Source organism: Candidatus Melainabacteria bacterium (genome assembly GCA_003963305.1).
In the GTDB taxonomy this organism is placed as follows: Bacteria; Cyanobacteriota; Vampirovibrionia; order Obscuribacterales; family Obscuribacteraceae; genus PALSA-1081.
This window is the reverse complement of the sequence record RXJR01000009.1, coordinates 397,821-410,727: the sequence shown is the minus strand read 5'-3', so window position 1 is coordinate 410,727 and position 12,907 is coordinate 397,821. Positions and strand designations below refer to the sequence as shown.

The window sequence follows — 12,907 nt, the reverse complement described above, 5'->3', positions numbered from 1 at the left end:
GAGGCATACGGATTTTACTAAGATGAACAAAACAATTCTCTTACTAATAGCCATGACGTTTTTCGCTCCTGCCTGCAATGCTCAGAGCGCTGCCCAACCTGATCGTCTCGTTAGAGTGACGACTGGTTATCATCAAGTATCAGGTTGGGAAAAGCCGCTTGTGGATGGAAACCCGAACCTCGCTCACTACCACTGGACTCCACAAGGAGGATACGACCAGGGATATCTGCACATCAGAAGTCCACAACGCCCTCAAGGTTCTGTTTATACCAAACCAATTCACATTTCTCCTGATGCCTACGTTCCAAAAACAAAGGAATCTCAACCCCTTGCAAATCACGTAAGCAGTCCCGACACAGCTCGCCGCGACAATCTGTTGGCTGGTCAGCTTTTGCCTGAACAGCGTGTCCAGGCGATGGTTGCACAGCCCCCTCGCGTTGCGACATATGCAGATTACGAAACGCGCGGACGCTTAGTGCCCAGAGCAAAGCACCACCAACAAGATGGTTTTGCCAACGAATCGGTTTCTGGCCAACTACTCTCGCGTGGATACAGGCGGGCGATGTAACAACTCGGACCAGTTTTACTCACTAATTGCTAATCGACAATTGACTTAGGAGCAATTTTCAAGCTACGACCACACTAAAGTACTCACCGAATCTCTGGGGAGTAAAACCTCTGCCACTCTGGCCCCTTGCTGGATTGTCACCTTACGCTCTGTCAGAGCATTGGCGATAACAAGAATCTTTTCGCCGTCCGGATTTTGAAAACAGACGTGATTCAACTCAGCGACAGTAGCCTTTGCATCCGAACCGATTCTTCTTGCTCCTCGTTTGATGAATTTGGACAGGTGTGCAAGAGCCCAATACTGACCACTCCTTGTAACAGCATTTGTTTTGGAATCGACGGTAACCATGCCGCCACATGAGAAGGGTCCGATGTTAGGCTTACCAGCTTCATCAAGCGCCAGGTTCCAGGCTGTAATTGAGCGGCTCCAATTTCGCAAAATACCGATAAAATTCCTAGCCCAAACAACATAATCAGTACTGTAATCTTTGGCCGTGTATTCTGGTCCACCCTCCGTCCAATACATATTCAAAGATGGATACGCATCGTGAACACGAGTCATCATCTCAGGTTGACCAACGTATCCGTGCCAGGCTATTCCATCTACGTATTTGCGCACGCCGGGCAAATCCATTTCGGATAGAGCTCTTCCCCACAAATTGTAATTGTGATCAATGATCCAGATTTTTGTTTTGAGGCCGGCCTTTTCAAGCGTCGGGCCCAGAAATCCCTGAACAAAATCGGCTTCATACTCCTGAGGCCAGATACAAGCCGGCATCTTTCCATCTTGATCAGTGTCTACTTCATTTTGAATCGTCACCGCCCGAATCGGAACACCACTATCTGAGTAAGACTGCAAAAACTTGGCGAAGTACTGCGCGTATGACGCCATAGCCCGCCTTTGCATGTTTCCACCCAACATGGAATTATTTGACTTCATCCATCCAGGAGGTGTCCACGGGCTCGAAAAAAGAAAGAGATCAGGATTGACTTTCAAACTCTGTTGCAAAATCGGAATTATGTATTCCTGATCGTGACTGATGGAGAAGCGCTTCAATTCTGGATCCGGCTCGCCCTCGTCGTATGTGTAAGCACTGGTTGAATAATCACTTGAGCCAATGCAGGTTCTACACATACTCAAATTCATTTCAGTTGGCGAGAAAAACTCGGTCAACAATTTCGACCGTAGCGCTTGAGGCATTCGTTGCATCGTATAACAGGCAGCATCGGTAAAAGCCGCTCCGAATCCCAATATTTCTTGATAGACAGACTGCACATCCACGACAATGTTTATAGAACTCGGAGAGGCATTCCAGCTGACGGAAGAAGCCTCAAGCGCAAATCTGAGTTCATCATGTGTACTCCACATTTTAATGGGACCGTCGTCACGCAGAATCTGGCTCTTTGAAGTGAGATGAAAACTGCTCGGCATCCAGGGAATTACCAATCCAGTTCCAAAAGCTTTCAAGAAATTTCGTCTTGTTTCCAATGAATGCATCATCTCTTCTCCAAAATTATGGAAATCTCGAATTTTATAGCCAGTAGTTCACTTGAGAAATTGCAGCATAACCGCCATTGTATTTAGTACCATGACTGCATGCGACATCCACAGCAAACCATCTGAATGCCGTGGTCACACTCCGATAGCAAACTTTAGCAGTTTAGAAATGGATAAGACAATGTTATTCATAAACCCCAGTATAGCCAGCGCCGTCTGTTGACAGCCTGATATAATCACTGTCTACGAATCAGAGACGTCCTAAATGCAACCGCAAAGCAGACTTACTTTTGTTTTCATTGTCGCAGTGCTCGTCAGCCTCTTCGCAACGTTCTCGGCATCGGCGCAAGACGACTCACAGGGTGGTGGTGGAAGCAGCCCGAACACCGGTACAGACGCCAGTGCGAACTCCAGCACAGACCCCAGTGCGAATGCGAACTTCAGCACAGATTCCAGTGCAAACCCCAGTACAAACAATGGTTCAAACACTAGCGCCGACAACAGTGCAGGCGCAAATGCAGACGCACCGATGGCGACAACTGCTGATTCGGCTTCGTCTGCACTCACTGTTCCAACTCTTAATCCAGACATAGCCTCGCTGGAGACCAGATTTTTCGACCACACGTATCCCGACGAGCCAATGGCTACTAGATTAGACCGACTTGAGCGCATGGTGTTTGGGGAACAGAAGACAGGTTCCGACCAGTCACGCCTGACGGCGCTGTTGTTGGCCGTGCCGGCTGAGCCTGCCGCCAGTACAACTCAAACCTCGCAAAACGGTACCGGAATACCCCGGGCAAGTACCCCTGACAGCCAGGCAGCTCAGCAGAATCCATCTGGCAGCGATCAAAACAGCACAGACAACACCGCATCTGGGATTGATTCTGGAGATGTTGGCGACTATCCACGCATAACCCAACTCGAACAGGAGATTCTTGGCAAAACATTCACCAACGAGCCAATTCAAAATCGTTTAGAACAACTGGAGCTCAAAGCTTTTGGAAAGGCCAATACCAGAGCCGACTTGAGCGATCGCACCGAGAAATTAGAAGATTACGCGGACAAGCACTTTCCGCAACAGCAGCAAAATTATGCCGACACCGCATATAGTGGCTACCCAGGCGGCGGTTATCAAAGTAACAACTATCCGGCAGTCGCGCCTCAATACCCTCAGCAACCAGGATATGGCTATCCTCAAGCGACTCAAAACGCAAATTTGCTACCACCGAATTCTACCCTGGACCAGAAAGTGACATGGTTGGAACAGCAAGTTTTCGGTGCCACCTATCCAACGCAACCTTTGTTGGATCGGGTTAACAAGCTTGCTAGCAACATCTTTCCGGCTGATTCACCACAACGTTCGCAGTCACTTGCCGATCAAGTCAACAGCATGATTGGTTCTATTGAATTGAATCCGAGACGGGGAGCACCGCAGATGGCACCGGCGTTAGCACCGACAATGGCTCAAGCACCAAACTACGGACAGTCAACTCAGTATTCTCCACCACCGTTCAGCCAATATCCGCAGGAACAGTACGGTGCAGCGCCAAACTATTCCTCCCAATACAATCAGTCAAGCGGCGGACTTTCAGGCACACAAGCAACGCAAGCCCCCTCGCAAAACCACAAACACTCATTTATTCATGGCTTAGAACACGTTCTCGGTACAGTCGGATCTATGGCGGCAGGTTCCATGATGATGAGCGGCATGGGCGGCGGCGGATACGGTTACGGCATGCCGTTCGGTCTGTAGAGAGCACCACATTCAGTGTCTTTCGAGAAGCTGGACAACGCCCGGGCAAATCGGCGACAGGAACCATATCCAACAAAAACTTTCAGCAAGCTTTAAACACAACAATTTAACGTCAATGCGTCGCTCCAGACGCGTAGAAAAATGCCTCGGACCATAAAGAAATTCGGTTTATAGCACCTTTTAATTTGCCGAGTCGTTATGATGAGATTGCTTGGATTATATGGATAATCACAGCGGTGAGCTATTCGACTTATTGATTCCGAAAGGAACGGAGGAACAATGAAACAGGTGCAAGCAGGCTTAATGGTTGCGTTATTGGCCATAAGCATTAGCCTGGGTGGCTGCTCAAGCCATAGCAACCGAGTCGAGCACTACAGATCTAGATCGGCGCAAGTAGAAGGCGAATCGGCCAAAATCAACTTAGACGAAGTACAAAAAGCATTCTGGGAGTCGAAAGGCAAAGACAGTAAAGATTTCGACGGCTGGATGCAAAATTTCGAAAAGCGCGTAAACGAGATATATGACGGAAACGATGTGGTCTCGATAGACGCTACACGCGAAAACGGTAAGCTGGTAGTGACCGGATACATCGACAAGCTGAAACAGGAAGGCTATAAGCCGGGCGACGAAAAACTCTTCTCAATCGAACAAACCGGAGACCCGGTTAACAACGAAGTGCCATACACGGTCAACACAGGCTATGGCACTCCATACTACGTCGGGCATCACAGTTTGCTTGACAGCCCGATCGTCCAGTACATGCTCCTCTCGCACATGATGGGCGGTTGGGGTGGTCGCTATTACACGCCGTACCCTCGCATCACAGTGCTTGGTGGATACCGCGACACGTTCCGGAGCTCTCCAACTTACAGCAGTCAAAGAGCCAGCAACAACGATTTCATGTCGCGCTTCAAGCAGAAATCTCTGGGCGGAGGATTCGCCAGTAAAACCGGATTCGGTGGCGGAAGCTTTTCATCTGACACTTCCAAGCGCCGATCGTTTGGATTCGGCACGAGCTCGACAGAGAGTTCCAGTTCATCGGCCTGGGGCGGTCGCAGGTCGTCCGGCGGCATTTTCGGAAGTTCATCAGGCGGATTCAGATCCCGGGGCGGTTGGGGCGGACGGAGGCGCTAGTACATGGAATACCTACTCAGCCTGAGTGACGATGCCCACAAACACATGGTCATCTTCACTTTGCCGGAAAACATCGTGCGCCATAACGCCATCGACGTAGTTATTGATGTGATAGGCGACGAAAACATCGACGAACTAGTGAGCAAGAACTTACTGGCACCAGGTTACATCGACGACTTGCAGGCGCTGCAACGCATCATCTTCGACAAAGACGAGCAGGGCATCTTTATAAGAGAAACTGTATCGTTCGCAGCCAACAATGATGAGTTAAACCCGGATGCTCCATTGATGCAAGCCTTCATTCCTGCCATGAGAGACGGCGTCAAATATTTCCGCACCGACATCATCGTTTCGGGTGGTTTAAAAACTGGAAGTTCCAGCACCTCCAGAGATGTAAGCGCCGGCGGTCTCGGACAGGGCGGAAGTGCAGCATCTGGGGGCTTAGACGCAAAAGATTTCAGCGACGCCTTTTTCTTGCATCAAATCTGCGTTGGACGGCAGCTCGATGTAACTAAAGACCACATCGAACTTGATCAGACTCTAAAGCATGCTGAAAAAGAGGGACTAGTGGAAGTGGACGTCAAACAAGCATCCTATCGCTCCACGCCCAAAGGTAAAGCCAAACATGATGCAATCATGGCGGAAGCACAGGACCTGATACGCCGCTACGATATTTTTTGCGACGTTGACGTAGACTCAACAGGCACAGCCCGATTCGACACCGGGTTGGGTCGCGACCTGCGCGTCCCTGTTTACGAGATGGAAGGAGTAAATCCTTTTAGAGCAAGGTTTTTACTTGGTCTAAACGATGGTGAATGGGACAAGATGGATGATTGGACAGACGTGGTCGAAAATCCAGACTGGTTCGCATCCATCATGGAGCCAATAGAACGTGCGCCGTCTGTCGATGAAATCGGACGCACGAAATTGCAGTCGATCATTGAACAGGGAAAAACAAAGCTGAGGCAGGAGTCTCAATTCCGGTAAGGTTTTGAACTCGGTAAATTCAACTTCGGTAAGTGCAACTTCTCTTAGCACGACTTCGTGATCGCCACTTGGGCAAGCACAACTCCGTGTTCGCTAATTGGGCGAGCACAACTCCGTGTTCGCTAATTGGACGAGCACAACTCCGTATTCGCCATTTGGGCAAGTACAACTCCGTGTTCGCCACTTGGGCGAGCCGACTTTGGCAAACGCAACTCGAATGCTTCTGATAATAATCCCACTCAACTGTATACAGCACTGGGCTGCGTACAATCTCTTCTGAAGACGGAAGGCGAAAAATAAGGTTGCTGAAAGGGAGTTTTAGAAGATTAGAATCGGGGTTTATATCTACTCGTCACCGCAACGCTTACTGGATTCCATGACCGAAACATTTTCGCTCTATATCATCGACGAAGAGAAACTGCCCAGCGAATTCACCGGGCACACCGACCAGGAGGTCTACGACCAGCTGGTGCGCGCCATCGAATCAGATGGGGTGCTGTGCACTTCAATCGAATTAACAGCCGATGATTTCATCGATGCCCTGGAGAGTATCGACAATCACATCGGGGGAAGCCGATTCCTGCCCAACAACGCGTTCAACAACTCACCGTACAATGTTCTCGGCAGCAACGGCGACTGTCCATTTATGGGCTACTTCAGCCCAGCTCAGGTACAGGAAATGTTCGCGCTATTTGAATCGCTGCCACCAGATACACGCGACACCATTGATAGTGTCTATAGTCATGGCGAAGTATTCGAGGCACTATTTACGGCATCCGAAGATGCTATGCAGGATAGCTTCGCTGTAGCAGTGCTGCATACTTGACCTTGGGTCAGTGACACAGAGATCGGCATCAACAATGCATTGTGTTAAGTCGGCAGCTGTGCAAACTGGACTGGAAAGCACCGGGAACTATTTGCAGAGTTTTCCGCCTATACGGGCAGTCAAGAGAAGCGTCGCCAGATAAGACGCACGAAGACAGCTAACAGCTGGCTTCGCTGTCCTGCGGAAACGAGCATGCATAAAAACTTCTGCCAACTAATTATAAGCATAATCAGCTACTTCCTCATCGCGCTGTATGCAGTTCCATCACTAGCAGCGGTGCAATTTACCGAAGAGTGCATGGAAGGCAAAGAGCTAAATCTGCCGGTCTGCAAATGGGAAGACACGGCTACCGGAGACACATCGCAGTCCAGAGCATTTTCTAACCGTGGCACTGTGCTCCTGATCCACGGTATCACCCAGCGCGCCTACAGTCTAAACTGTCTGGCCAAAAAGCTGGCCGAGGATGGTTTCACTGTATACGGGATCGACCAGAGAGGGCACGGGCGGTGGCACTTTCAGTCCACGAAAGAGCATGCCGGCTACAAATGTAATTTCAAACGGACTGTCAAAGATGTGGATCTACTGCTCCCAGTCCTGAAACAGACCAATCCAGATCAGCCAATCTTCTTGATCGGGGAAAGTGCGGGAGCAGGTGTGGCAATCCGGTCCGCAGGCGATATGCCAGAGTTAGTCCGGGGCTTGGTTCTGGCCGGAACGGGTTGCAAAACCGGTCATGTAAAACTCACCTGGTTCCTTGGAGATCTGCTCAGCAACTTCTATAGACTTGATCATCAAATCAACGTGGTGCGATACCAAAAGAGATACGGAACCGATGACCTGCCAGCTCTGGAAGAAAGTCTCAAGGATAGTTGGCAGAGACCGACAATGAGCGCCAGAGAGATGTTCAGAGCCGCAAAATTCATGAAGAAGAATGCGAAGTTCGCTCGCCGCATTTCGCCTGAGACCTCCGTGTTAGTTGTACAAGGTTGTGACGACAAAGTTTTGAAACCTCAGTCGGCGCAGAAAGTACTGGCAAACATACCATCTGCAGATAAGCGCATCGTCAATATTGCAAAATGCGGTCACATTCTGCTCGGAACCAATCGCCTCAAGCCCGCCGTCGTCAACTCGATTACAGCATGGTTAGAACGTGGAGTTGATGAAACAGCAGTTGCCAGTCTGGATGGCGTAGTCACACATTGAGCTGCCGTACTACATGATAGTTCGCACACGGATCAGCAGTAGATCAGGGAATCAAGTCGTCTCGTCCTGTTACATGGAGAAAATCAGCAAAACTTTTTCGCAAATTATGCTCCTTGAAGGTGTCTGTAGATTTGAAAGCTTCTATACGTTTATCTGCAGCAATATTCCTCTGAACCGTATATGGTGTGCCGTCTTCATTGAAGACCTTTACGGACATTGAAGTTTTAATCAGTCCATCATGCAACGGTCGGTATTTAGTAATCGATTCCGCCTGCGATGAGTGCATAATCACGTTCGTTTCCTTATTCACCTGCACCTCAACGAAAACATCACGAATTACGACCAGGTCTTCTGCGACGTGGAGGGGCTCTTGCGATTGAACGAAGGCAACAGCCAGATAGCTGCCACAGTCTGAGACACCTTTCGAAGCGAGCCTGTAGTGCCAAATCTTTCCTTGTTTGTCTCGCTGAAAACCAAACTCAGCTATCTCTCTTTCTGCGATAGTGCGCGGCTCATTCTGCTGGACTTTACTCTCAAAAAAATAAGTCGAGAGAATGGTTTCCTCCTCTCGCAACCACTTGCCCGCTAACCAGTCAGGAATCTGATACCAACCAACATCGTCGGCAGTTTTCGGTATGGATTTTTCATCAAAAATGGCTCCTGATTGCAGATTGGACGGCAAAGGACGCAACTCGTCAGAATGTTGCACACCACCTTGCAACGGAGCCCGTGCTCCCGTTGCAGAACCTTTAGGCACCAAATTCGATGCCGGCTGACTATCTTCTATCCAACCGGAAGGCGCAATTCTCTGTTGACTGAAAGCGGGTTGGGGAAAACAGCCAGGTGCAAAAGTCAGCAGAATAAGCAGACCAGCGCAGTGGGAAGTCCAATCATACAAAAAAGAGAATCGAATAATTCGCTTCAACTAGATTTTCCTGAACACCACTTGCCTGTTTTGAGCACGCCCCTGCGCAGTTTTGTTATCAGCGATTGGCTTGCTAAAACCATACCCTTCGGGCCTTAATCTCGCTGCTGCAACACCTTTCAAAACGAGATAATCACGCACGGCATTAGCTCGTTTCTGGGAAAGGACCTTATTGTATTGAGCCGAACCGACAATATCGCAATGCCCTTCCACTGCCAATTTCACGTCTACGCTCTTTGTGAGGTAAGTCGCAATGCCGTTAAGTATTTGCTTCGAGCTACTCTGCAATTTGGCTGAATTGAAAGCAAATAGAATTGCGTGTGACGTGGCAACACCATTTTTCTCAAGGTCCTTGATCAATCGTTGTGACTCGGCATCGGGATTGATGCCACTGCCCGCACCACCGCCTATTTGAAATCGAGGCTCACTCCACTTAAAAGGACCATCGCCCTGCACGATAATCGGGAACGAGGACTTGTCCATAATCCAGTAGTGCCATTGATTGTCGGTTTCGGTCTTGATTGCACGCACTCGTGCCTTTTTACCGTTGACGAAAATACCGACGTATTCGCGACCAATCATCCGAATTTTGCTCGGCACATCCTTCGGATCTTCCAAATCAATCTGAAATGGCAAGGAGCGCCCGGACTTCAAGCCCTTAAAAAGAGCATCTGAGATTCTTACCGTGTTCGTATACCCGCTCATAGTGAAGCTCTGACCATCTTGATAAAAGAGACTGACTAGAAGCGCACCTTTCTCGTCTTCAGGGGCTACAGCCCTGAATCCCTGGGCTTCTGCCGGTTTCGACATAGTCCACTTGTATCCGAAGCCCTCGGCATTGTTATCGTGAATCGTGGCAGTAAAGTCGTAGTTACCAATCTTATTTCTGCGAGTGTCAATGCCGTCGACAATTGGAAAAGTTATGACAACGCCAGGAACCATCTTGAGCTTGTCTGTGTAATCTTGAAGACCGTTTGCAGGTTTCGGAACTGCTTTCGGCGCCGGTCCTGGAACCGGAGCACCGGAAGGTGGCGGATCCTGTCCGTAAGACGGCATAGCCGCCAAACTTATCAGCGACAGTAACAATTGAATGAAAAGCTTTCTCACAGGGACACCATCTAACGTATATACATTTGAACCACTTTGCTCGCCTAAATTATGCCAGAAGCTTACCAACGGCGCTGAAGCGCGGCATGACTGGATAATAAACATCTTTCAATGAGTGAAAAAGTCCCTTGTGGCTTTGTATCATTTGACTCATGGCTGTTTCAGATTTTTTACTCGACTCGGTTTTACACGAAAGGTTCGGTCTGAAGGAATTTCGACCGAAACAACGTGAAGTCATCGACCATGTCATGAACGGGCGGCACACGCTGGCTTTGTTGCCGACTGGTTACGGTAAATCACTGTGCTACCAGGTGCCCAGCCAGATACTTCCAGGTGCGACTATAGTTGTGTCGCCACTCATCGCATTAATGCAAGATCAGCTTAACGGTCTGATGCGCCGCGGAATAACAAACGCTACGTTGCTCAACAGTAGCGTCTCACCAGATGAACTGGATATTCGTTTTGGCGGTATCAAAGCCGGTGTCTTCAAACTGGTTTTTGTGGCTCCCGAACGATTCGAATCACCTCGTTTCAGAAATCTGCTTGAACAAATCGATGTTTCGCTGCTAGTTATTGATGAAGCGCATTGCATTAGCCAGTGGGGGCATGATTTCCGTCCCCAATACAGAAATTTGAGCAGCTATATTCTAAGTCATTTAAAAGCAGCTTCAGTACTGGCATTAACGGCAACCGCCACACCGCAGGTGCAGCGAGATATTATTCAGTCACTAAACTTGTCCAACATGAATGTTGTAACCGGGTCGTTCGACCGTCCCAATATTCGCTTCGAAGTTGAACCTGTCACCAACGCAGTCAGCAAAGACAATTTTGTTTTTTCGGCGTTAAAGAGCACAAACGCACCGGCAATCGTTTATACGAGCAGCCGTAAAGAAGCAGAAGCGCTGAGCGAACGCATGAGGCAATCAGGTCTGACAGCAGCTTGCTACCACGCCGGGCTGTCGAGTGAACAACGCCAGAGAGCCCAGAAACTTTTCGAAGGCGACAAGGTATCGACAATTGTTTCCACTGTCGCATTCGGCATGGGCGTCGACAAAGCAAACATTCGCAGAGTGATTCACTACAATCTGCCAGGCTCACTGGAGAGTTACTATCAGGAAGCGGGAAGAGCAGGACGTGATGGAGAGTCCGCCACATGTACACTGCTCTACCAATCCAAAGATGTGCATACGCAACGTTGGTTGATGGATCGGAACTTTCCGACTGCACATCAAGTTGAAATCGCTTACAAACTTATAGTGTCATCGGGCTTGCAGCCGATGCGAATCAGCACGCTCCTCGATGACATGGACATTGCTGATTCTGCTCTAAACAGCGCGCTTGATCTACTGAAGCAGCTGCAGCTGATTGATACCACTCCTGACGGTTCATTTTTGGCCAGGGTCTCTGACGGCACAATCGAGATGAACTCACTCAATCAGCGCAAACTGCGGCACTCACAGCGCTTAGATCAAATGATTCGCTATGCACAGGATGCCATTTGCAGACGTCGGCAAATTCTCGGGTACTTCGGACAAGTCACAGAAGCATGCAGTGGCTGCGATGTCTGTGACCCGCAAGAGCGCACTCACCTCGAAAAACACAGACAGACTGGCCAGAGCGTTTTGGAAGATGGGAAAACAAGCAATCTTGCCGAGGCCATTCTGCAGATCGTAACTGATCTGAATGGAACCGTTGGTCGCACCACTATCGCTCAAATTTTGTCTGGCAGCGGCAACAAAAAGCTTAAGGAGAAAGGTCTGGATCGCGTGCCATTGTTTGGCAGGTTCAGTGTGTTCAAGCAAGATCAACTGTTAGCATCTATTGACGAATTAATTGGAAAAGGTGACTTACAGTCGATACCTGGCATGTATCCCAAAGTAGTCATCACCGCAAACGGTGCTCAAAAATTGGGTAACGCCAAGGCAGTCATCTCATCATCAGTGGTGGACCTGCGATGACGGACTCGGCTAAATATGATGACAGCGACATTATTTCGATGGCTCTAGAGGCACTGAGCACAAGCGATCCCAGCACATCGGAAGAAGCCTACAATCAGATCGTCCTGAAAGTTCAAAAGGCATTCAATAACAATCAACGCGATGTTGCCTCTGAACTGCAACGCTTATCGAAGTGTATTGAAGCCTCAAGAAACACAGAAGACTCATTGACATTTAAACAACGTACTTGCGAAAGCATGTTGAAAATCAGCATGGCTGAGAGACACAAAGGCAAACCTGCACCGGTGCTTGCTGTAGCGAAGCCTGCCCCCACTTTCCAAAGTCTCGATTATCTAATTCTTGAAAGCAACAATTTCGACGGTGACGTCAGATTCTATCGAGACACACTTAAATCCGAACTGCTATGGGCATTCAATAAAGCAGGAACGAAGCTGGCGGCGTTCAAGATGGCTTACGGTCCTGCGATTGTGCTTTCCGATAAGAAAGGAGCAAGCGCCTGTGAACAGGTCTACTCAGTCACTAATTTGGAATTGGCTGTAAAGGAGCTCAGGGAACGGGGCATTGAAGAAATCGCTGGACCAGTCGAAACTCCACTAGGACGTACCTACACCTTCAAAGATATGAGCGGAAATAGCTACTCTATTTTGCAAAACGGCACTGGGAATAGTCTCGAGCGCGCCTACCAAGATAGAAACAACACAGAGGCGATCCGGCTCGACTGAGATCAGGTCCCGACTGAAATGGCGGTCTTCTAATCAGGCGAGAGACCGTTTAACTATTGAATTTTTTCCGATATCGGAAAAAATTCAGATGCCGGGGAGTTCGACTGCAACTTACAAACGCCGCTTGCTGCAAGATTAAATCGTGCCTTTGACTGTAAAAAATACAGCGACCCAATGCAGTGCCAGGCACCCCAAAAATCCCAAAACCGCCAACCGTCGCGGCTTTA

11 protein-coding genes are annotated in these 12,907 nt (G+C 49.0%); 8 read left to right on the top strand and 3 right to left on the bottom strand.

Features of this window, described 5'->3' with window-relative positions; translation table 11 throughout:
- Positions 1 to 22: 22 nt before the first annotated feature.
- A complete protein-coding gene (locus tag EKK48_11795; protein RTL42663.1) occupies positions 23 to 568 on the top strand; it encodes a hypothetical protein in 546 nt (181 codons plus the stop codon).
- Positions 569 to 631: 63 nt separating this feature from the next.
- Here EKK48_11795 and EKK48_11790 read toward each other — a convergent pair whose 3' ends face one another.
- Positions 632 to 2,068 carry a hypothetical protein gene (locus EKK48_11790; protein ID RTL42662.1) on the bottom strand — a complete coding sequence of 479 codons (1,437 nt, stop codon included), beginning with the start codon at positions 2,066 to 2,068 and terminating at the stop codon, positions 632 to 634.
- Positions 2,069 to 2,330: 262 nt separating this feature from the next.
- On the opposite strand from EKK48_11790, the gene EKK48_11785 reads away from it, so the two are divergent.
- The 5 genes from EKK48_11785 to EKK48_11765 all read left to right on the top strand — a co-directional run bounded on the left by EKK48_11785 (position 2,331) and on the right by EKK48_11765 (position 7,968).
- Positions 2,331 to 3,818: a hypothetical protein gene (locus tag EKK48_11785; GenBank protein ID RTL42661.1), complete on the top strand. Its 1,488-nt coding sequence runs from the start codon at positions 2,331 to 2,333 to the stop codon at positions 3,816 to 3,818.
- A gap of 279 nt (positions 3,819 to 4,097) precedes the next feature.
- Positions 4,098 to 4,952, top strand: coding sequence for a hypothetical protein (locus EKK48_11780; GenBank protein RTL42660.1), 855 nt, complete (start codon positions 4,098 to 4,100; stop codon positions 4,950 to 4,952).
- Between the two features lie 3 nt (positions 4,953 to 4,955).
- The gene (locus EKK48_11775; GenBank protein ID RTL42659.1) at positions 4,956 to 5,939 is read left to right on the top strand and encodes a hypothetical protein; all 984 of its coding nucleotides are present in this window, start codon (positions 4,956 to 4,958) and stop codon (positions 5,937 to 5,939) included.
- 376 nt (positions 5,940 to 6,315) lie between these two features.
- On the top strand, positions 6,316 to 6,765 hold the full coding sequence (locus EKK48_11770) for a hypothetical protein (GenBank protein RTL42658.1): 450 nt from the start codon (positions 6,316 to 6,318) through the stop codon (positions 6,763 to 6,765).
- A gap of 192 nt (positions 6,766 to 6,957) precedes the next feature.
- Positions 6,958 to 7,968, top strand: a complete 1,011-nt coding sequence (locus EKK48_11765) for an alpha/beta fold hydrolase (GenBank protein ID RTL42657.1) — start codon at positions 6,958 to 6,960, stop codon at positions 7,966 to 7,968.
- Between the two features lie 43 nt (positions 7,969 to 8,011).
- On the opposite strand, the gene EKK48_11760 is transcribed toward EKK48_11765, so the two are convergent.
- Positions 8,012 to 8,893 carry a hypothetical protein gene (locus tag EKK48_11760; GenBank protein RTL42656.1) on the bottom strand — a complete coding sequence of 294 codons (882 nt, stop codon included), beginning with the start codon at positions 8,891 to 8,893 and terminating at the stop codon, positions 8,012 to 8,014.
- The gene (locus EKK48_11755; protein RTL42655.1) at positions 8,894 to 10,105 is read right to left on the bottom strand and encodes an OmpA family protein; all 1,212 of its coding nucleotides are present in this window, start codon (positions 10,103 to 10,105) and stop codon (positions 8,894 to 8,896) included.
- 47 nt (positions 10,106 to 10,152) lie between these two features.
- Between EKK48_11755 and EKK48_11750 the strand changes: the two genes are divergently transcribed.
- Both EKK48_11750 and EKK48_11745 read left to right on the top strand, forming a co-directional pair.
- Positions 10,153 to 11,958, top strand: coding sequence for an ATP-dependent DNA helicase RecQ (locus EKK48_11750; GenBank protein RTL42654.1), 1,806 nt, complete (start codon positions 10,153 to 10,155; stop codon positions 11,956 to 11,958).
- Positions 11,955 to 12,680, top strand: coding sequence for a hypothetical protein (locus tag EKK48_11745; protein RTL42653.1), 726 nt, complete (start codon positions 11,955 to 11,957; stop codon positions 12,678 to 12,680). The genes EKK48_11750 and EKK48_11745 overlap by 4 nt, the downstream gene beginning before the upstream one ends.
- Positions 12,681 to 12,907 lie beyond the last annotated feature (227 nt).

Bases quoted from the DNA above. Each gene is read 5' to 3' on its own strand.
- EKK48_11795 (RTL42663.1), top strand. From the start codon at position 23: ATGAACAAAACAATTCTCTTACTAATAGCCATGACGTTTTTCGCTCCT.
- EKK48_11790 (RTL42662.1), bottom strand. From the start codon at position 2,068: ATGATGCATTCATTGGAAACAAGACGAAATTTCTTGAAAGCTTTTGGA.
- EKK48_11785 (RTL42661.1), top strand. From the start codon at position 2,331: ATGCAACCGCAAAGCAGACTTACTTTTGTTTTCATTGTCGCAGTGCTC.
- EKK48_11780 (RTL42660.1), top strand. From the start codon at position 4,098: ATGAAACAGGTGCAAGCAGGCTTAATGGTTGCGTTATTGGCCATAAGC.
- EKK48_11775 (RTL42659.1), top strand. From the start codon at position 4,956: ATGGAATACCTACTCAGCCTGAGTGACGATGCCCACAAACACATGGTC.
- EKK48_11770 (RTL42658.1), top strand. From the start codon at position 6,316: ATGACCGAAACATTTTCGCTCTATATCATCGACGAAGAGAAACTGCCC.
- EKK48_11765 (RTL42657.1), top strand. From the start codon at position 6,958: ATGCATAAAAACTTCTGCCAACTAATTATAAGCATAATCAGCTACTTC.
- EKK48_11755 (RTL42655.1), bottom strand. From the start codon at position 10,105: ATGTTTATTATCCAGTCATGCCGCGCTTCAGCGCCGTTGGTAAGCTTC.
- EKK48_11750 (RTL42654.1), top strand. From the start codon at position 10,153: ATGGCTGTTTCAGATTTTTTACTCGACTCGGTTTTACACGAAAGGTTC.
- EKK48_11745 (RTL42653.1), top strand. From the start codon at position 11,955: ATGACGGACTCGGCTAAATATGATGACAGCGACATTATTTCGATGGCT.